We start from the raw sequence: 18008 nt of genomic DNA on the forward strand, positions 1-18008 counted from the left end.
GACGGTATGAAGGCTTTCGGACTCCTCGCAGTCCTGACGATCACGTTGACGGCGTGCTCCACCGCAACCACCCCCGCCGCACCTGTCGAACCCGTTGCCGAGAACCAGGTGACCGTCGCCGATCGGATGTACTCGCCGAAGACGTTGACGATCTCGGTGGGAGACACCGTCACCTGGGTGTTCGCCGACCGCGGCATGGCCCACAACGTCGTCGCCGACGACAACTCGTTTCGCAGTCAGATCATGGAAACCGGACAGTTCACGCACACCTTCGACACCGCGGGCACCTTCACGTACCACTGCACTCCGCATCCGGACATGACGGCATCCATCGTCGTCGAGCCCTGAAACTCCTAGGCTCAGGGGCATGACGGCACCGACCCGAGGACGCAGCATCGTCGCACCCCTCGGTGTGGCCGCTGCCGCCATCGGTGGGGCAGTACTGCTTCACGTTCGCGACCCCCGCACGTCCACGTATCTGCCGTGCCCGTTCCACGCTCTGACCGGACTGTGGTGCCCCGGATGCGGCACGACCAGGGCGCTCGGTGACCTCACTCGCGGAGATGTCGCCGCGGCCGCGTCGAGCAATGTCGTTGCGGTGATGTGCGTCGTCGTGGCCGTCGGACTGTGGGGCCTGTGGCTCAGGGCTCGCTGGATGCAGATACCTCTGACGTTGCCTGGCCCGAATCGGCTGGCCGCCGCTGTGGTGCTCGCCCTTTTGACCGTCTTCACCGTGGTGCGCAACACCCCATGGGGCACCGCGATCGCCCCGACCTGACACGACTAGGAGTAGCTGTGCTGCTGGAAATTTTCTCGATCATCGTGCTGCTGGGCGTGCTCATCGCGCTCATCCCCACGGCCCGCCGCGTGTTCAAGAAAGGTGACGACGAATGAGCGACTCTCTGCGGGATCGCGTCCGCGCGAAACTCCTCGCACAACTCGCCGACGACGGAGGCACCGCCGCCGAACAGGCCGAGGGAGACGACCCACGGTTGAACGCCCTGCGCGACGACCTCGACGCACTCGACGCGGCACAGGACGGGGATCCGGTGATCGACGACATCGCCGCACGGCACTGGGTGCCCTGACCGACCCCGCCCCTCCCCGCCGCCCCGCCGCCCTTGGGGAGTCAATGTGACGTTCAGTGGCCTTTTCGACGGTCGATGTCACGTTGAGTGGACTTCTGGGGTGGCCGAAATTGGTGCACAGTTGAGGTGCATCTAGTATCTATGTTGTGTCCGAGATGAGATCTGCCGCCGATACGGCGTATGCGACGGTCAAGGAGCTCATTGTCTCGGGGGAGCTTCCCGGCGGTGAGCTCGTCAGTGAGGGCGAGATCGCGTCGCGCCTCGAGATCAGTCGCACTCCCGTACGCGAGGCATTTCTGCGGCTTCAGGTCGAAGGATGGATGCGCCTGTATCCCAAGCGTGGGGCACTGGTGGTGCCGATCGCGGTGGGTGAAGCCGAGAGTGTCGTCGATGCGCGCAGGCTGGTCGAATCGGGCAGCGTCCGAGCGTTCATCGCGGACGCCAGTGCCCGCGAATCCGTGGTGGCCGCCCTGCGCGAGAACCTGCAGCTACAACAGCAGCTGGCCGTGAACGGGACCGCCGCACAATTCAGTGCCGTCGACGCCGACTTCCATCGCACCGTGGTCCACGCCGGCGGCAACCCGTTGCTCGACGCGTTCTACGACGGACTTCGCGAGCGTCAGCGGCGGATGACGGCAGCCTCGGTGACGCGTGATCCGGGTCAGATCTCGCGCATCGTCGACGACCATCGCCGACTCACAGACCTGATCGAGGCCGGCGACGCAGACGGATTCGAGCAGGCCGTCGAACGACACATGCTCGGGGTGCACGGCCTACGACCGGACAGAGGGGGAGCACGATGAGCGAAACGCTCACGAACGATCGAGACCTCGAGCTGACTGCACGACGCTGGCTGCTGGTCGCGTCGGGCATGTTCGCCGTGGCATGGGGCGGCAACGAGTTCACACCGTTGCTGGTGATGTATCGGCTCGATCATGGCTTCTCGGCCGTTGTGGTCGATACGTTCCTGTTCGCCTACGTCCTGGGCATCATTCCGGCGATGCTGATCTGCGGTCCGCTCTCGGATCGGCTCGGTCGACGCCCGATCATGTTGCCCGCCCCCGCAATTGCCGCGGCCGGGTCCGTTCTGATCGCGCTCGGACCCGACAACGCCTACATGCTCTTCGGTGGCCGTGTACTCAGCGGCATCGCGCTCGGAATCGGTATGGCCGTGGGCGGGAGCTGGGTCAAGGAACTCTCGAGTCGCGACTCCACCGCCAAGCCCGGTGCCGGAGCGCGCCGCGCCGCGATGTCGCTGACCGCCGGCTTCGCCCTCGGTGCCGGAGTCGCAGGCGTGCTCGCACAATGGGCACCCTGGCCGACGCACCTCGCCTACAGCGTGCACGTGCTGATCTGCATCGCCGCCGGTATCGGCATGCTCTCGGTGCCCGAAACACGCGCTGCCACAACAGCGTCGAAGAACAAGCGGCTGCTCGACGACCTGAGGATTCCGTCCGCATCGCATCGCCGATTCCTGTTCGTCGTGTTGCCCTTGGCCCCATGGGTGTTCGGTGCCGCGAGCGTCGCCTACGCGGTGCTGCCGTCACTGATGGCGGATGCTCTGGCCGACGAGCCCGGTGGCGGCTACCCCGTCGCGCTCTCCGCTGCGATGGCCGTGATCGCCCTCGGCTCCGGCTTCGCGATTCAGGCCGTCGGACGTCGGATCGACACACCGGCCAACGCGCGAGGGGCACTGGTTGCACTCACTCTCCTGGTGGTCGGCATGGCCGTTGCTGCCTGGGCGGCGTCGGTGCTCACCATTGCTGCGGCGCTGATCGCGGCAGCGGTCCTCGGCTGTGGATACGGCATGGCGTTGGTCTCGGGTCTGCAAGAGGTGCAACGCATTGCGGGCCCCGACGACCTCGCCGGCCTCACCGCGGTGTTCTATTCGCTGACCTACCTGGGCTTCGCGGTGCCTGCCGTTCTGTCGGCTCTCACCGAGACCTGGCCCGGGGTGGTCACGTATCCGATCATCTTCGGATTCGGCGCAGTGATGGCGGCGCTGTGCGGACTGGTGGTCCGGTCGAAGACATCTGCTCACTTGCCGTAGGGGCCGGTGCCACCACCGTTTCGTCCGATGACGCTGGGGGTAGGCACCGCGCATGAAAATCAACGGACATGCTTGCGCCGGTCGGCGTCGCCCCGTCGGTTCCGGTTCGATGACTGCGGCACTCGCCGCATTCGTGACCGTCGGCGCGCTGGCCGGCTGCTCGAACGACCCGGTCATCGCGCAGGACACCGGCGCAGCAGAGGAGGCAGGCAGCATCGAGCTGCAGAGTGTCACGCTGCAGGCCGAGCTCACCGGTGCCACGTCCGCAGGTTCCGCCTCGGAGTACGGCAACGCAAACCTGGAGTTCACGGCGGTGAACACCGCGGGGGCAGGGACCGATCGTCTGCTCGAGATATCCTCTCCCGCCGCGTCTTCGGTGACGATCGACGCCAGCGCGGACCAGCTCGTCATCGAACCCGAGACGTCCATCGCAGCCGGCCAGCCGGTGGAGAATCCGGACGGTGGAGACGACGGAACGGACCGGCCGTTCACCGTCACCCTCGAGCTGACCGACGGAGAACTTGCGCCGGGGACATCGATCCCTGTGAGTTTCGAGTTCGAGCGCGCCGGAACTGTGACCGTCGACGCCCCGTTCGACGTCTACGAGCCGGGGGAGCTGAGCGACACTGCCCGGCCTCTTCCCCCCGAGGTCACTCCCGCGCCATGACATAGGTCCGATCCGCTCGGGTCGCTGCGAGCCGACCCGTTCGGCTCTAGGATCAGCGGCATCATGCTGCAGTCCTCGCGCACGGTCCCGCCGCATCGGGTACCTCCGACGGTGGCGCTCGCGGGTGCGACCGTATGGAACCGGCGCGAGGCGTACTGGTTCCTGATCGCGGTGATCGTGCCGGCCGCCTGCTGGTCCGAATATCCGATGGTGGTGCCGTACGTCTTCGCGATCGTTCTGCTCGGGGCCCTGGCGTTTCGCAGCCGACGGATTGCCTGGTGGGTATCGATGCTGCGGTGGGGAGTGATCGCCGACGTCGAGAGCGTGGACACCGCTCTGCGCGGCGACCGTAACCTTCGCCTCGCGCACGCCACGGGATGGAACGTCCAACGACGTTGGTACACAGGGGTTGTCACTCAATCCACGGTTCGGTACCGGGCCGGGGAAGCGCGCGGGCACCTGTTCGTTCGGGGACTGCCGTTCACCAACGGTGTGGTGCTCGCGCACTCGAAGCAACCGTCGTGTGCCATGGCCATCAGCGACTTCCCCTGCGATCTGCAATTGGACGGCAAGGGACGCTGGGCGGCGTCGTTCCCGAGAGGTTTCTGGCTGCAGGCACTGGCGACGTCGGCGATGTACGGCTACACCGTGGCAGGCCTCGCCCTGTCGCTCGGGTATCGCTGACGCAGCCGATGCGGTGGGTACCGTGGAGCGGGTACCCACCTCGTACGACGGGAGCGGACATGAAGTACAACTACTCCGGCCCCTGGCCGATTTTCGCCGTGCTGGGCGTCATCGTGTTCTGGGTGCTGTTTCAGGTCGTGGCACTCGATGCGAGTGTCGGCCGCGCCATCGCGTCGCCGATCAATCTTGTCGCGCTGATGTCGGTGGGCTTCCTGACCATCGGTTACGCGCAGAAGCGCCGTCGCCGGGTCTAGCGGGCAATCGGCTCCCCAGACTTGGATTCCGGCCCTCGATTGCAGGCCGATATCGGAAACTGGGGAGCCGATTGGCGACGCTGGAACTACGGCAACGACGGCAGCTGCGTGTCCACGAGCCATGCGTCCCACAGACTTCGGGGGCACCCGAAGCGGGAGGCGAGGTCGGTGAAGTCCGCCGTTGCGACCGTCGAGTAGCGGTACTTGGAGGTCCATTCCTGGATCAGTCCGAAGAAGCGCTCGTCGCCGATGGTGCGCCGCACGGCGTGCAGTGCCAGTGCACCGCGCTTGTACACGCGGTCGTCGAAGATGCGGGCGGGCCCGGGATCGCTGAGCTGTAGGTCCATGGCCAGTCCGCGCTGAATGGTGTGTGCGCGCTTTGCCTTGTCGTGAGCCGTTGCGCCGCCGGAGTTCTCGGCCCAGATCCACTCGGAGTAGCAGGCGAATCCCTCGTGCAGCCAGATGTCGGCCCACTTGCCGAGAGTCAGCGAGTTGCCGAACCACTGGTGCGCCAGCTCGTGCGCGACGAGACGCTCGTAGTACCGGGAACCGGAACAGTGATTGGCTCCGAAGATCGACAGCCCCTGCGCCTCGATCGGAATCTCGAGATCGTCGTCGGTCACCACCACGGTGTACGACGCGAAAGGGTAAGGGCCGTACAGCCGTACGAACGTATCCATCATCTGCGGTTGACGACCGAAGTCGTGATCGAACTGCGCGCGCAGGCGCGGCGGAGTGATGGCCTTCATTGGCACCGGTCCCGGGCTGACGATGCGATGCTCGTACGGACCGATCTGAATGGTCGCGAGGTAACTGGCCATCGGCTCGGGCTGCTCGTACACCCAGGTGGTGCGGCTGGCGCGAGTCTGCTTGCGCACCAACGTTCCGTTGGCCACCGCGTAGTACGGCGAATCGGTGGTGATGGTGATGCCGTAGCTGGCCTTGGACACCGGATGGTCGTCGCACGGGAACCACGACGCGGCCCCGTTGGGCTGGCTGGCGACGATCGACCCTTCGGCGAGCTCGTCCCAGCCGACCTCACCCCAGAAACCGTTGATGGGCTTGGGGGTTCCGCCGTACGACACCGTCACCACCAGTGCCGCGCCCGACGCGATGGGCTTGGCGGGCGTAATCTTCAGCTTGCCGCGCTGGTGGCTGAACTTCACCGATCGCGAGCCGTTGACCGACACCTTCGACACGTTCATCGCCGGGCCGAGATCGAACGCGAACTTCGACACCGTCGCCGTGGTGACCGCGGTGATCTTCGCCTTGCCCGTCAGCCGGTTGCTCTCGACCTTGTATTCGAGATCGAGTTCGTAGCGCGAGACGCGGTAGCCCCGATTTCCGTTCTGCGGAAGGTATGTATCGATCGGATTGTCGCTGGCATCGACGTCGAACACCGGTGCCACCAGCCTGTCTGGCACGAAAGATCACCCCTCGTTTCGGTCGTCGCGGATGCGCGGGAAGGGATCCCCCTTGGCCCAGGGCGCGATCGGATTGCCCTGCCAACGAGTATGCGCGGGAACCGTATCACCGCGCATCACCAGGGAGGCAGGCCCCACCGTCGCGCCGTCACCGATTCCCGATGCAGGCAGCGCGACACAGTGTGGTCCCAGTGTTGCGCCTCTACCGAGATCGACCGTGTCCATGGACATGATCCGATCATGGAACAGGTGCGTCTGCACAACGCACCCTCGGTTGACGGTCGCACCGTCGGCCAATGTCACCAGATCGGCCTCGGGAAGCCAGTACGTCTCGCACCAGACTCCGCGGCCGATATCGGCACCGAGCCATCGCAACCACATGTTCAACACCGCTGTGCCCTCGGCCGCGCGCGCGAACCACGGCGCGGCGACGGTCTCGACGAAGGTGTCGGCCACCTCGTTCCGCCAGACGAACGAACTCCACAACGGATGATCGGTCTTGCCGATCCGGCCCACCCACAGCCACTTCGCCAACGCCGACACCGCAGCGGCCACGAAACCGGCGACGAGAAGCACGAGGCCACTGACCAGTGCCGCCAACCAATATCCGACGGCGTCGGCGACGGCGGTCAGCCCGAACAACACTCCGAGTCCGATGCCGAACGTCACGACGACGGGAATCAACCGACACGTCTCGACGAGCGAGCGGGCGACCTTCAGCTTGCGTGCCGGATCGAACGTGCGTGACGAGTCCGCGCTACCGGCGGCTCGACGCAGTCGCACCGGCGGGCTGCCGAGCCACGACGAGCCGGACTTCGCCTTGTCCGGAGTGGCGGACAGCACGGCGACCAGACCGTTCTTCGGGACGGTTCGGCCGGGACCGGTCATGCCGGAATTGCCGAGGAACGCTCGCTTGCCCACCTTCGCATCGCCCAGATGCATCCAGCCGCCGCCGAGTTCGTAACTGGCGACCATGGTGTCGTCGGCGAGGAATGCGCCGTCCGCGACCGTGGTGAACTTGGGGATCATCAGCACCGTCGACGCCTCGACGTCCTTGCCGATCTTCGCGCCGAGCAGCCGGAGCCAATGGGGCGTCAACAGCGACGCGTAGAGCGGGAACAGGAACGTGCGCGCCGAGTCCATCAGGCGCTCGGTGGCCCACACCTGCCAACCGATGCGGCTGCGCACCGGGTGGTAGCCGCCGACGAGGCCGATGCTGAGCACCCGCACCGCAACGACGGTGATCAGCGCGAACACCGCCAACGACACCAGCGTCGCCACGGGCAACATCACCAGACCACGCTCGAAGGCGTCGAGCACGGAGTCGGCGGTGTGAATCCACCAGCCCATCAGCACCAGGCTGACGCCGATCGAGAACAAAGCCATGCCGGACAGGAACAGAGATGCGACGCCGTAGGCGAAGACCCAATGGGTTGCGCGTGGTGGAGCTTCCGCGGGCCACGGATGATCGGCCTTGCCGACCTTCTGAGCCGGCGAACCGGACCACATCTGGCCGGCCTTCACGCGTCCGACGACGGCGGAGCCTGCCGTGACGACCGCGTTCTTGCCGACCTTGGTGCCGGGCAGCAGCGTCGAGCGGGCACCGACGGTGGCACCGGCACCGATCTCGATGCCGCCGATGTAGACGAGATCGCCGTCGATCCAGTGACCGGACAGATCGACCTCGGGCTCGATGGAGCAGCCGTCACCCAACTCGAGCAAGCCGGTGACCGGCGGCAGGGTGTGCAGGTCGACGCCCTTGCCGATCTTGGCACCGAGAGCGCGCGCGTAGTAGACCATCCACGGTGCGCCCGACAGGTTCGACGCACCACTGGCATCGGTCAATCTCGTTGCGGCCCAAAGCCTGATGTGCATACTCCCGCCGCGCTCGTACGCGCCCGGTTTCAGCCCGGCCAACAGGATGCGCGATCCGATCACCGAGATCGCCATGCGGCCGACCGGGGTGATGAACAGGACGAATGCCAGGAGCACCCACCACCAGGACAGCGTCGGAGCCCAGGGCACGTCGCCGAACCAGGACATGACGTTGAACAGCAGTCCGAGCCAGGTGACCCACTGCAATCCGGTCAGGGTGGTCAACGGAACGGTTGCAGCGATCTGCGCCCATTGCGCGGTGCGCGAGGTCGGGGCGACTTCACGGGGAACGGCCTCGACGACCGGCTTCAGGTCGTCGAGATACTGCGCCAGCGAACCCAGCCGCGGGTGGTCGTAGAGCTGCGCGACGGTGATCTCGGGGAACCGCTCGCGCAGCGCCGTCACCAATTGCGCGGCCGACAGCGAACCGCCACCGTTGGCGAAAAAATCGGCGTTCTCGTCCGCGATCTGCGCGCCGAGGATGTTGGTCCACAGTTCGGCCACCCACCCCGCCGTGCCGCCGAGCGAGGAGGCACCCGCCATGCCGGGCAGGGGCCACGGCAGGGCATTGCGGTCGACCTTGCCCGAGGTACGCGTTGGCATCTCGTCGACCAACGCCAGGCGCGGAACCAGCGCCGCAGGCAACTGTTCGGCGAGCAACTCGCGAGCGGCTTCGAGATCGAAATCGGGGTTGGTGCTCGCGAGATACCCGACGAGCACCGAGTTACCGGCAGCCGTCTTGCGGATGGCGGCCGCCGCACCGCCGACGCCCGGAAGTGCTTGCAGCGCATTGTCTATCTCGCCGAGCTCGATGCGTCGACCGCCGAGCTTGACCTGGTCGTCGGCGCGACCCTGGAACAACAGACCTTCGAGCTCCAGCTTGACCAGATCGCCGCTGCGATACGCCCGTTCCCACCCGAGGGACGGCATGGGCGCGTACTTCTCGGCGTCCTTGGCCGGGTCGAGATACCGAGCGAGTCCGACGCCCCCGATGACCAGCTCGCCGACTTCGCCGACCTGCACCGGGGTGCCGGAGCCGTCGACGACAGCGAGGTCCCAGCCGTCGAGGGGGAGCCCGATCCGGACCGGACCCTTGCCGTCCATGATCGCCGCACAGGCGACGACCGTCGCCTCGGTGGGGCCGTAGGTGTTCCAGACCTCACGGCCCTCGACGGCGAGGCGCTCGGCCAACTCCGGCGGGCAGGCTTCGCCGCCGAAGATGAGCAGCCGCACCGCTTCCAGAGCCACCGCGGGCCACAGCGACGCCAGCGTCGGGACCGTCGAGACGACACTGATGTCGCGGGAGACGAGCCACGGGCCGAGGTCGAAGCCGGACCGCACCAGAGACCTGGGCGCGGGAACCAGACACGCGCCGTGCCGCCACGCCAGCCACATCTCCTCGCACGACGCGTCGAACGCCACCGACAATCCGGCCAGCACTCGGTCGCCCGGACCGAGCGGATCCTTCTGCAGGAACATGCGGGCCTCGGCGTCGACGAACGCCGCTGCGTTGCGATGACTGACGGCAACGCCCTTGGGAGTGCCCGTCGAACCCGAGGTGAAGATGACCCACGCGTCGTCCTGCGGGGTGGGCGGTCCGGCATTGTGTTCGGTGAGGTCGTGCTGAGGAACGTCCTGCTTGGGGGCAGTACCGGCGGCGATTCCGCCCGCGGTGACGATGGCCGTCACCTGCGCCTCGCCGAAGACCAACTCGGCCCTCTCCTCGGGGTCGTCCGCGTCCACCGGCACGTAGGCAGCACCGACCGCGAGGATCGACAGGATCGCGACGTAGAGGGAGAACGAACCCGACGGCATGCGGATTCCGACGCGATCGCCGCGCCTGACACCGGCGTTGGCGAGCCACTGAGCGCCCTCGGCGATATCGTCCAACAACTCGGAGTAACTGACCGACACGGCACCGTCGTCGATCGCGGGGGCGTCGGGGAAACGATGTGCCGTGTCGCGGAGGATGTCGATGAGCGTCCGGGCGGGTGGAGCCTGCGGCGAGCGAAGAAACGCCGCCGGGGCAGGTGCTGTGTCCGCGCTCGAACCCGGCAGATCGTTCTCTCGATGCACAGACAACCGGGCGTCCTTCTCGTTCGTTGCAAGTAACTCTGCGTTGGCAAGTGATTCTGTGGTGCTGGCGAGCAGCAGCGCCGTTGGTTATCTCACGTTCTGTTTGCCAGCAGGTGAACGAGCGCGCCTTCCCACCGCGGGAATCCTACTGCGGCGCAGGGGCGAGTCCCGGCTTGACAAAACGGCAGCGAGTTTGCGAGTGTCTCTCCCACGGTCACGAGTACCAGCATCAAGCCCCGGCTAGCTGGTCGGCAACCCTCCTCCGCGGTGGGGTGCTCCGGGTGACGACCAGGCTGATGCCGGAAAACCGGCGCGGCAAGCGCGGACTCGTTCACCACGTCCTTCGGTTGCGGGTCCCTCGAACGTGAGGGCTTGATCTGTCATGACATCTGTACTCTCCCGCCCCTGTGCTCCTTTTGCCCCTGTTTCGGGCACGGATCTACAGGTGCCGCTGGTCCACGGCGGCACATGCACTTACGCGAACTTCGATTACGCCGCCAGCGCGCCGGCCCTGGACGCGGTGACCGATCGGATCGCCGAACTGCTGCCGTTCTACTCGAGCGTGCATCGGGGTGCCGGCTACGCCTCACGGGTCTCGACGGCGGCGTACGAGAAGGCTCGGGTGACGGTCGCTGATTTCGTTGGTGCGCACAGTGATTCGGTGGTGGTGTTCACACGGAACACCACCGACTCGCTGAACCTGCTGGCCGCCTGCGTGCCGGGCGATACCGTGGTACTCGACATCGAACACCACGCGAACCTGCTCCCGTGGCGCGATCGACGAGTGGTGGTGGCGGCGTCGACCCTCGCCGAGACCATCACGCGGCTCGACGTGGAGCTCGCCGCGAAACCTGCTGCACTACTGGCGATCACGGGCGCATCGAACGTCACCGGTGAGGTACTTCCCATCGCGGAACTCGCAGCACTGGCGCATCGGCACGGCGCACGCATCGCGGTGGACGGTGCCCAGCTGGTTCCGCATCGGCGGGTCGACATCGCCGCACTCGGCGTGGACTACCTCGCGTTCTCCGGCCACAAGCTCTACGCCCCGTTCGGCGCGGGAGTGCTTGTGGGCACACGTGATTGGCTCGACGCCGGTGAGCCGCACCTGGCCGGCGGCGGCGCGGTGCGCAGCGTGAGCATCGACAACACCGACTGGGCCCCGGCACCGCAGCGGCACGAGGCGGGCACGCCCAACGTGCTCGGGGTCGCCGCTCTCGCCGCGGCCTGCGAGGCCATCGCCGGATTCGACGGTGCCGAGCTGCAGGCGCACGAGCAGGAATTGTCGTCCCGACTGCGGCGCGGCCTGACGGATCTGGACGGCGTCGAGCAGCTCCGGGTCTGGGCCGACGCGCCCGACAGTGTCGGCATCGTCACCTTCACCGTTGCCGGACGCGATCCCGGTGAGGTGGCCGCGTACCTGTCCGCCGAACACGGAATCGGCGTGCGCGACGGCAAGTTCTGCGCACACCCCCTGCTGAGCCGGCTGGGGCACGCGGCCGGAGCGGTTCGAGCCAGCATCGGCCTCGGCAGCTCGTCGGCCGATGTGGACCGACTCGTCGACGCTCTCGCCGCCCTGGTCGAGTCGGGACCGAACTGGCACTACGCGGAGGATGCCGGCTGGTGGAACCCCGTACCCGACCCGCGACCCTTCCCCGAGCTGGCCGACGGGGCCGCCGGGGTTGGATCCCCATGCAGCCCCGCAGGCCGTTAGCATGGCGTCATGACCGTGAGTGTCGTGTGGACGGGCAACCGTCACTGGAGCAACAGATACGTGGATCTGTGCCGCACTGCGTCCGGGTCGTGTTCGAGTTCGGCTCCGCTCCGACCGAATGCGTTCACCGACTTCCAGAAACAGGACCACCACTCATGTCGCACAACTTCACCCGTGTCGCCGTCGAATTCTCTGCAGGTTGGACCGAACTGACCCTGCCGTCGGACGGTGACGTAGTCCGGATCCAGGCCTCCGACCTGCGCGAATCCCAGCAACACCGGGCCCGGGTGCGGGCCGAGGCAATCGAGCGCGGCGAATCTGCCGTCAGCGCAGCAGTGTTTCTCGACCTCGAGGTCCACATCGCAACCGATGCGCGGACTGCACGTCGGGAATTCGCCGCACTGGACGCGCCGACCAGCCCGGCGTCCATCCGCTACGTCGGAACACCGGCGGGCCTGGCCAGTTTGATCTCCGATGTCACCGCGGCCGATGTGGCCGACGGCGTGACGTTGACGGTGCCAGGCGATGTCGCTCGCCAGTCGGTACTGATCAACAACGCAGTGTTGCCGCTGCTCGAATCGCGCGGCACCCGACTCGACATCGACGTCGTCGACTCGGTCCTCGGCGCACCGATCGCCCCGACACTCGCGTCCTGAGCCCCGACAGCGGGGCAGGGTCAGGTGACGTCGATCGCCAGACCCGCGGTGATGCGCACCAACTCGGTGAACGTGGACCGAAAGATCGTGTTGGTGTGACCGGCGGCCGCCCACACCTCGGCGTACCAGGCCAGATCCTGGTCGACGAACGTGTCCAGATTGGTGGGGTGGCCGACCGGTGCGATGCCCCCGATCGGCTGCCCGGTTGCGTGCTTGGCCGTGTCCAGGGGCGCGCGCATCAACGTCCCGCCCAGACGCTCACCGGTGTGCTCGAGATGAACGTTGTGGGCACCGGAAACCAGTAGCAGTACCGGCTCGTCGTCGAGCAGAAACACCATCGACTTCACGATCGCACCCACTTCGACGCCCAGCGCCGCGGCAGCATCGGCGGCGGTGTGCGTGCCCTCAGGGCTGTTGACCACCACACCGTGATGGCCGCGAGAGATCAGAGTGTCGGCAACATGGGCTGCATTCGGATGAAGTAGCCGGGTCATGTGCCAACCCTATTGCCCCGCGACCGTTTACGCAGATGCTTGCTTATCCGGTCGTTCCGCAGGCTCCACTCCCGCCCTACTGGGTCGTTCCCGCAGGCTCCACTCCCGCCCTACTGGGTCGTTCCTGCAGGCTCCACTCCCGCCCTACTGGGTCGTTCCTGCAGGCTCCACTCCCGCGAGATCACCGAACAGTCTCAATCGCGCCATCCCGCCGTCGGGGAAGATGTCCATGCGCACCTCGGAGACCGGGGTGTCGTGGGTGAGCACGAAGCGATGCCGGGTGTCGGGCTGCAGCGTCGTACGTGGCAACAGTTCGATCCACTCGCCGTCGCCGAGCCGGCCACGCAGAGACGCCGCACCGGGCGCGTTTCCGAGGAAGCAGGTGGTGTCGAGTTCGGCCAGAGAGATGAGCCCGGTGCCGGCGAGCTGCACCTGAACCCAGTCGTTCGCCTCGTTGCGTCGACGCGAGGTCTCCCAGCCTTCACCCATCGACCGTGGGGGTCCGGGGAAGAGCAGGTTGTTGGGCGAGCTGTAGAACATGTTCGAGCATGCCGAGACGTACGCGCCGTTCTCGAGTGCAGCCAGGTCCACCGGCCCGGCAGCGAGAAATTTCGGGTCGGGCTTGCCGCGGCCGAGCACCCGCAACCGCGCCACTCCGCCATCGGGATAGATCGACAGCTTCACGTGCGTCCACCGAGCATCGGAGGCGACGGTGAACCTGTTCTCGCTGTCGCCGTCGACCGAGCTGCGCGGGACGATCGTGGTCCACTCCGTCTGGGTGTGAAGCTCCTCCGGTGACGGAAAGCCGTCGACCTCGGCGGCCTCGATCGAGATCTCCGGCGGATAGTTTCCGGTGAACCACGCGGTGTCGACGACGACCGCCGAGACGACACCCGGCGCTCCGAGACGAACGATGGCCTCGTCGTAGCCGGCCTCGCGTCGGCGTCGTGTCTCCCACCCGTCGTAGATCTGGCCCTTGTGTCCGAACGTCGCCGTCGAGTAGTCGGCTTTTCCGGGCCGGACGAGATTCTCCTTCTCCGCGAACGTCTCGTCGTTCGCCCACACGACTGCGCCTCCGAGTGTGCGGACGGCGAGATCGGGCAGTGGCAAGGGGAAGTTGGCGGTCATGGGATCACACTTTACTGGTCGCGCGTGCGGCCACCGGGTTGTGTGCGGACCGGCGACGCAGTGCTGCCGCGCCCATCAGCAGCGTGCCGATCACGATGTACAGAGCAAGTGCGAGTGCGGGTTGCCCCAGTCCGGTGCCGGAGAAGTACACGATGCTGCGCACGCCCTCGGTGCCGATGCCCGGGGTGATCCACCGACCGATGGAAGCGTAGAGCGAGGGCAGGACGTCTGCCCCGAAAGCGCCTCCCGCGCTTGGGTTTCCGAGAATCACGAACAGTACGATCGCGGCCGGAACCGCGGCGACCCCGATCAGTGCGCGCAGGCCCATGGTGAACAGGCCGGTGGCGAAGACCACGGCGGTGCCCAGTAGCGCGAGCGGAAACCAATGGCCGGCAAACGTTTCCAGGACATGGGTGGTGAGAAAGGCGCCGAGTGCGCCCGAGGTGACGGCGTAGGCAGCGAGAATTCCGACGTGCGAAAAGGTTTCGCGACGCGACTGTGGTGCCCCGATCAGCAGTCCGAATGCTGCCGCCAGCAGGTAGCCGCCGACGACCCAGCCGACCGAGAGGTAGAAGCCGGACAGCCCCCGGTTGTCGTGTACTCCCACCGGAATCTCGTCGCGGACCACGAACTGGCGACCCTGCGAGGCCTCGACCTCGGTGAAGATCGATTCGAGGGCGGTGGCCACGGAACTGCCTGCCGCGCTCGCGGTGATGAGGGTGTCCGTTCCGTCGGCACCGAGGACGTACGCCCCGAGAATGTCGCGGTCGCGGAGCAGTGAACGGACCTCTGCGGTATCGGCTGCGGTGCGTGCCGCGAGCGGGGTGCCGTCGATGGCGTCGAGGCGGTCGGCGGTCTGTTGGTCCAGTCCCTCGGGGAGGCCGGGCTCGGTCACCACCGCGATGGGGATCGCGTGCGGCGTCGGCTGATGGAAGGCCGAGACGTAGCTGAGGATGAAGCCGAGCTGAAGTACCAGCACCGCGGCAGCGAGCAGTGACATCTTGCGCATGGGTGACTCCTGAATCTTGTCGATACCCGAGGTATTCAATACTCTAGGTATCGTGAATGCGGAGGAGCAAGAAAAGTGGGGGCCGACACAGGATCGGCGACGACCCCAACGCACCGACGTTCGGGACCGACTGCTCGCCGCGGCAGCCGACGAATTCACCGAACGTGGCTATGCCGCAGCGAAACTCACCGATATCGCCGACAGAGCCGGCTTCACCAAGGGAGCCGTCTACTCCAATTTCGAGTCCAAGCAAGCGCTGTTCGCCGAACTGCTCGCCCGCCGTTCCCTCGACCTCGCCGCCCGCGTACTGGCCCACGTATCCGATCTGGACTCCGGTGCAGCGGCAGGAGCGGGCGGCGGCGAAATAGCGTCCTGGGTGGTGGCCGAACCCCGGTGGCCCCTGCTGACCGTCGAATTCGGCATCCTCGCCGGACGCGACCCTGCCGTCGCCGAGCGCTACCGCACCGACCGTCGCGCGCTGCGCGGGGAGCTCGAACGCCTCATCGCCGAGCACGCAGGGCGGTGGGGAGTCGGCAAGAACTTCGATGCGCGACGCCTCGCGACGTCACTGGCGGCATTGATCTCCGGATTGGCCGTCGAACATTCGGTGGATCCGGAGGAGATCGACGAGGGAGTCATCGCCGACGCGGTGTCGGAACTGTTCGCGGGAGCGATAGCCAGGACACATCTCGATTGAGCGAGACCGCACCGGGTAACCGCAGAAGATGAATGCCCAGAATCCAGACCCCGACGTCACCACAGGACTCGAAGCGGGAGGCGGCGTCACGCCAGGAGACACCCCGCTCGCCGAAACCGGAATCGGCGGTCCGAATCACGAGCCGCCGCAGCGCAGCCGGGTGATGCCCATCGTCGTCATCTGCGTCGTGGCATTGCTGGCGATCCTGATCGCCGGTGGACTGATCGGTCGCGTCGTCGGTTTGTTCGGCTGATCCCCGACCGAGCTCAGTACTGGGGCCAACCGCCTTCGGGCCCCAGCAAGCGATCCAATCTGGTGTGGTTGATCTTCGCCAGCTCGTCGCGCATGATCTTGCGCTCGGTCTGATCGTCGTTGTCGAGGCGATGGCCCAGATCGACCAGGATGTCTCGCGGCTCGAAGCCCTCGGGCTCGAACAACCGGCTGGACGCGTACGGGTAACCGAACCGGTCCTCGTACGCCCTGGCCGCAGTTCCCAGTGCACCGCGAGTGTCGGTGTCCATGGCCGCGCACACCTTGCTCGGCTCCGGCAGCGTCGCGGCGAGCGAATCCACATCCCCGTCCGAGAGTTCGGTCAGTTCCGCGTCGGCTACGGCGAACAGGTCAGCCCGTGAGCGGTACCTGCGGCCGTCGGCCACCCTGGACGCCCACGCCACCGAGCAGCAGCACTCGTACAGCGCATGGACCGCCTTGCGGCGCGGCAGATCGTTGAACGTCTCCAGGCCCAGTCCCTGATGCATCAACATGAGTCGATGATGGGCGCGATTCGATGCATGTACCAGAGCTGAGCAGGGACTTAGCGCAGACGTTACGCGCCGTAACATGCGGTGCAGCAATGTGCGACGCTGCCGCTAGGCTCGCAGGCATGACGGAACGAACCTGGAACGCCTTCTCCGTGGAGATCGCGGACCACATCGCGAACGTGACACTTCTCGGACCGGGCAAGGGCAACGCCATGGGCCCCGACTTCTGGAGCGAAAGCCCCGAGCTGTTCGCGCAGCTCGACGCCGATCCCGAGGTCCGGGCTGTCGTGCTCGCGGGCTCCGGTAAGAACTTCACCTACGGACTCGACCTCGCCGCGATGGCAGGAACATTCGGTCCGCTGATGGCCGACAAGGCGTTGGCCGGTCCCCGGACGTCGTTCCACGACACCATCAAGACGATGCAGAAGGCCATCAACGCGGTTGCCGACTGCCGCAAACCCGTCGTCGCGGCGGTTCAGGGCTGGTGCATCGGCGGCGGCGTCGACCTCATCACCGCCGCGGACGTGCGGTACGCGAGCGCCGACGCAAAGTTCAGCGTGCGCGAGGTCCGGGTCGCGATCGTCGCGGACATGGGGTCGTTGGCCCGACTGCCCGCGATCATCGGCGATGGCCACATGCGTGAGCTCGCTCTGACGGGCAAGGACATCGATGCCGCGCGCGCCGAGAAGATCGGCCTGGTCAACGACGTGTTCGAGGACCACGACACCACCCTGGCCGCTGCTCGTGACTGCGCCGCCGCCATCGCCGCGAATCCGCCTCTGGTGGTGCAGGGCATCAAGACCGTGCTCGACCATTCCCGATCTTCCAGCGTCGACGACTCGCTTCGCTACGTCGCGGCCTGGAACGCCGCCTTCCTCGCCTCGCACGATCTCACCGAGGCGATCACCTCGGTGTTCGAGAAGCGACCGGCGCAGTTCACCGGTAACTGACGTGGTCGAGTTCGCCGAGGAACTGGGCACGCAGCTGGTTCGGCTGCAACGCTTGCGCGAGCGGAACATCGCCCAGATCTCGTCTTCGGGCGGTGTCGACGGGGCTGCTTACGTATGCTTGTTCCGCCTGCTGCGCGACGGGCCGATGAGATCCAGTGAGCTGGCCACGATGGTGAACTCGGATCCGTCGACGGTGAGCAGGCAGGTGGCTCAACTGGTCGAACGGGGGCACGTCGAGCGTGTGCCCGACGAGAGAGACGGAAGGGCCTTCGTTCTCGCCGTGACGCAGTCCGGGCGGGACGTGGCCGCGGCAATTCAGCAACGCCGTACCGAATCTCTCGGTCGGGTGATCGAGGGGTGGGATCGCGAGGACCGGGCGTCACTGGTCGCTTTGCTGGATCGTTTCTTGACCGATTACGAAGAAATGAGACCGGACCTTCCGGCCCGACGCGCAGGTAGCGTCTGAGCCGCCGACAGTCGA

The 18008-nt window shown here is 66.5% G+C and carries 20 protein-coding genes and 1 riboswitch; of the genes, 14 read left to right on the forward strand and 6 right to left on the reverse strand.

Going from position 1 to position 18008, the window contains the following annotated elements; genetic code table 11:
• Positions 1 to 6 precede the first annotated feature (6 nt).
• The 8 genes from NY08_RS20840 (at position 7) to NY08_RS20875 (ending at position 4743) form a co-directional block, all read left to right on the forward strand.
• Complete coding sequence (locus tag NY08_RS20840; protein ID WP_045198544.1) at positions 7 to 348, forward strand: cupredoxin domain-containing protein; 342 nt, start codon at positions 7 to 9, stop codon at positions 346 to 348.
• Between the two features lie 19 nt (positions 349 to 367).
• A complete protein-coding gene (locus NY08_RS20845; RefSeq protein ID WP_045198545.1) occupies positions 368 to 778 on the forward strand; it encodes a DUF2752 domain-containing protein in 411 nt (136 codons plus the stop codon).
• Positions 779 to 890: 112 nt separating this feature from the next.
• Positions 891 to 1088 carry a hypothetical protein gene (locus NY08_RS20850; RefSeq protein WP_032395188.1) on the forward strand — a complete coding sequence of 66 codons (198 nt, stop codon included), beginning with the start codon at positions 891 to 893 and terminating at the stop codon, positions 1086 to 1088.
• A gap of 155 nt (positions 1089 to 1243) precedes the next feature.
• Complete coding sequence (locus tag NY08_RS20855) at positions 1244 to 1891, forward strand: GntR family transcriptional regulator (RefSeq protein ID WP_176459167.1); 648 nt, start codon at positions 1244 to 1246, stop codon at positions 1889 to 1891.
• Positions 1888 to 3138, forward strand: coding sequence for an MFS transporter (locus NY08_RS20860; RefSeq protein WP_045198549.1), 1251 nt, complete (start codon positions 1888 to 1890; stop codon positions 3136 to 3138). The genes NY08_RS20855 and NY08_RS20860 overlap by 4 nt, the downstream gene beginning before the upstream one ends.
• A gap of 52 nt (positions 3139 to 3190) precedes the next feature.
• Positions 3191 to 3805, forward strand: coding sequence for a hypothetical protein (locus NY08_RS20865; RefSeq protein ID WP_045198550.1), 615 nt, complete (start codon positions 3191 to 3193; stop codon positions 3803 to 3805).
• A gap of 63 nt (positions 3806 to 3868) precedes the next feature.
• Positions 3869 to 4489, forward strand: a complete 621-nt coding sequence (locus tag NY08_RS20870; protein WP_045198553.1) for a hypothetical protein — start codon at positions 3869 to 3871, stop codon at positions 4487 to 4489.
• A gap of 59 nt (positions 4490 to 4548) precedes the next feature.
• The gene (locus NY08_RS20875; RefSeq protein ID WP_045198555.1) at positions 4549 to 4743 is read left to right on the forward strand and encodes a hypothetical protein; all 195 of its coding nucleotides are present in this window, start codon (positions 4549 to 4551) and stop codon (positions 4741 to 4743) included.
• Positions 4744 to 4829: 86 nt separating this feature from the next.
• Here the strand turns inward: NY08_RS20875 and NY08_RS20880 are convergent, their stop codons facing one another.
• Together NY08_RS20880 and NY08_RS20885 are read right to left on the reverse strand one after the other, a co-directional pair.
• Positions 4830 to 6167 carry a M1 family metallopeptidase gene (locus NY08_RS20880; protein WP_045198557.1) on the reverse strand — a complete coding sequence of 446 codons (1338 nt, stop codon included), beginning with the start codon at positions 6165 to 6167 and terminating at the stop codon, positions 4830 to 4832.
• A gap of 6 nt (positions 6168 to 6173) precedes the next feature.
• On the reverse strand, positions 6174 to 10118 hold the full coding sequence (locus NY08_RS20885) for a Pls/PosA family non-ribosomal peptide synthetase (protein ID WP_235387266.1): 3945 nt from the start codon (positions 10116 to 10118) through the stop codon (positions 6174 to 6176).
• 212 nt (positions 10119 to 10330) lie between these two features.
• Positions 10331 to 10446, forward strand: a riboswitch (SAM riboswitch).
• 54 nt (positions 10447 to 10500) lie between these two features.
• On the opposite strand from NY08_RS20885, the gene NY08_RS20890 reads away from it, so the two are divergent.
• Positions 10501 to 11832 carry an aminotransferase class V-fold PLP-dependent enzyme gene (locus NY08_RS20890; protein ID WP_045198559.1) on the forward strand — a complete coding sequence of 444 codons (1332 nt, stop codon included), beginning with the start codon at positions 10501 to 10503 and terminating at the stop codon, positions 11830 to 11832.
• A 155-nt stretch (positions 11833 to 11987) separates the two neighbouring features.
• Positions 11988 to 12488, forward strand: a complete 501-nt coding sequence (locus NY08_RS20895; RefSeq protein ID WP_045198561.1) for a hypothetical protein — start codon at positions 11988 to 11990, stop codon at positions 12486 to 12488.
• Between the two features lie 20 nt (positions 12489 to 12508).
• Here NY08_RS20895 and NY08_RS20900 read toward each other — a convergent pair whose 3' ends face one another.
• The 3 genes from NY08_RS20900 to NY08_RS20910 form a co-directional block, all read right to left on the reverse strand.
• Positions 12509 to 12982: a YbaK/EbsC family protein gene (locus NY08_RS20900; RefSeq protein ID WP_045198563.1), complete on the reverse strand. Its 474-nt coding sequence runs from the start codon at positions 12980 to 12982 to the stop codon at positions 12509 to 12511.
• Positions 12983 to 13126: 144 nt separating this feature from the next.
• Positions 13127 to 14110 (reverse strand): allantoicase, encoded by a 984-nt coding sequence (alc, locus tag NY08_RS20905; protein ID WP_032395180.1) that lies wholly within the window; start codon positions 14108 to 14110, stop codon positions 13127 to 13129.
• A 4-nt stretch (positions 14111 to 14114) separates the two neighbouring features.
• Complete coding sequence (locus NY08_RS20910) at positions 14115 to 15119, reverse strand: membrane protein (protein ID WP_045198565.1); 1005 nt, start codon at positions 15117 to 15119, stop codon at positions 14115 to 14117.
• Positions 15120 to 15171: 52 nt separating this feature from the next.
• Between NY08_RS20910 and NY08_RS20915 the strand changes: the two genes are divergently transcribed.
• Positions 15172 to 15816, forward strand: coding sequence for a TetR/AcrR family transcriptional regulator (locus NY08_RS20915; protein ID WP_176459165.1), 645 nt, complete (start codon positions 15172 to 15174; stop codon positions 15814 to 15816).
• A gap of 28 nt (positions 15817 to 15844) precedes the next feature.
• Complete coding sequence (locus NY08_RS20920; RefSeq protein ID WP_045198567.1) at positions 15845 to 16069, forward strand: DUF6480 family protein; 225 nt, start codon at positions 15845 to 15847, stop codon at positions 16067 to 16069.
• 13 nt (positions 16070 to 16082) lie between these two features.
• Here the strand turns inward: NY08_RS20920 and NY08_RS20925 are convergent, their stop codons facing one another.
• Positions 16083 to 16580: a 2-oxo-4-hydroxy-4-carboxy-5-ureidoimidazoline decarboxylase gene (locus NY08_RS20925; protein ID WP_045198569.1), complete on the reverse strand. Its 498-nt coding sequence runs from the start codon at positions 16578 to 16580 to the stop codon at positions 16083 to 16085.
• 119 nt (positions 16581 to 16699) lie between these two features.
• Between NY08_RS20925 and NY08_RS20930 the strand changes: the two genes are divergently transcribed.
• Both NY08_RS20930 and NY08_RS20935 read left to right on the forward strand, forming a co-directional pair.
• Positions 16700 to 17527, forward strand: coding sequence for a crotonase/enoyl-CoA hydratase family protein (locus NY08_RS20930; RefSeq protein ID WP_045198571.1), 828 nt, complete (start codon positions 16700 to 16702; stop codon positions 17525 to 17527).
• Position 17528: 1 nt separating this feature from the next.
• Positions 17529 to 17993 (forward strand): MarR family winged helix-turn-helix transcriptional regulator, encoded by a 465-nt coding sequence (locus NY08_RS20935; protein WP_032395175.1) that lies wholly within the window; start codon positions 17529 to 17531, stop codon positions 17991 to 17993.
• Positions 17994 to 18008: the final 15 nt, after the last annotated feature.

It is taken from the genome of Rhodococcus sp. B7740 (genome assembly GCF_000954115.1).
In the GTDB taxonomy this organism is placed as follows: domain Bacteria; phylum Actinomycetota; class Actinomycetes; order Mycobacteriales; family Mycobacteriaceae; genus Rhodococcoides.

Bases quoted from the DNA above. Each gene is read 5' to 3' on its own strand.
- NY08_RS20850 (WP_032395188.1), top strand. From the start codon at position 891: ATGAGCGACTCTCTGCGGGATCGCGTCCGCGCGAAACTCCTCGCACAA.
- NY08_RS20870 (WP_045198553.1), top strand. From the start codon at position 3,869: ATGCTGCAGTCCTCGCGCACGGTCCCGCCGCATCGGGTACCTCCGACG.
- NY08_RS20925 (WP_045198569.1), bottom strand. From the start codon at position 16,580: ATGTTGATGCATCAGGGACTGGGCCTGGAGACGTTCAACGATCTGCCG.
- NY08_RS20840 (WP_045198544.1), top strand. From the start codon at position 7: ATGAAGGCTTTCGGACTCCTCGCAGTCCTGACGATCACGTTGACGGCG.
- NY08_RS20890 (WP_045198559.1), top strand. From the start codon at position 10,501: ATGACATCTGTACTCTCCCGCCCCTGTGCTCCTTTTGCCCCTGTTTCG.
- NY08_RS20910 (WP_045198565.1), bottom strand. From the start codon at position 15,119: ATGCGCAAGATGTCACTGCTCGCTGCCGCGGTGCTGGTACTTCAGCTC.
- NY08_RS20920 (WP_045198567.1), top strand. From the start codon at position 15,845: ATGAATGCCCAGAATCCAGACCCCGACGTCACCACAGGACTCGAAGCG.
- NY08_RS20855 (WP_176459167.1), top strand. From the start codon at position 1,244: ATGAGATCTGCCGCCGATACGGCGTATGCGACGGTCAAGGAGCTCATT.
- NY08_RS20845 (WP_045198545.1), top strand. From the start codon at position 368: ATGACGGCACCGACCCGAGGACGCAGCATCGTCGCACCCCTCGGTGTG.
- NY08_RS20875 (WP_045198555.1), top strand. From the start codon at position 4,549: ATGAAGTACAACTACTCCGGCCCCTGGCCGATTTTCGCCGTGCTGGGC.
- NY08_RS20865 (WP_045198550.1), top strand. From the start codon at position 3,191: ATGAAAATCAACGGACATGCTTGCGCCGGTCGGCGTCGCCCCGTCGGT.
- NY08_RS20895 (WP_045198561.1), top strand. From the start codon at position 11,988: ATGTCGCACAACTTCACCCGTGTCGCCGTCGAATTCTCTGCAGGTTGG.
- NY08_RS20900 (WP_045198563.1), bottom strand. From the start codon at position 12,982: ATGACCCGGCTACTTCATCCGAATGCAGCCCATGTTGCCGACACTCTG.
- NY08_RS20860 (WP_045198549.1), top strand. From the start codon at position 1,888: ATGAGCGAAACGCTCACGAACGATCGAGACCTCGAGCTGACTGCACGA.
- NY08_RS20930 (WP_045198571.1), top strand. From the start codon at position 16,700: ATGACGGAACGAACCTGGAACGCCTTCTCCGTGGAGATCGCGGACCAC.
- alc (WP_032395180.1), bottom strand. From the start codon at position 14,110: ATGACCGCCAACTTCCCCTTGCCACTGCCCGATCTCGCCGTCCGCACA.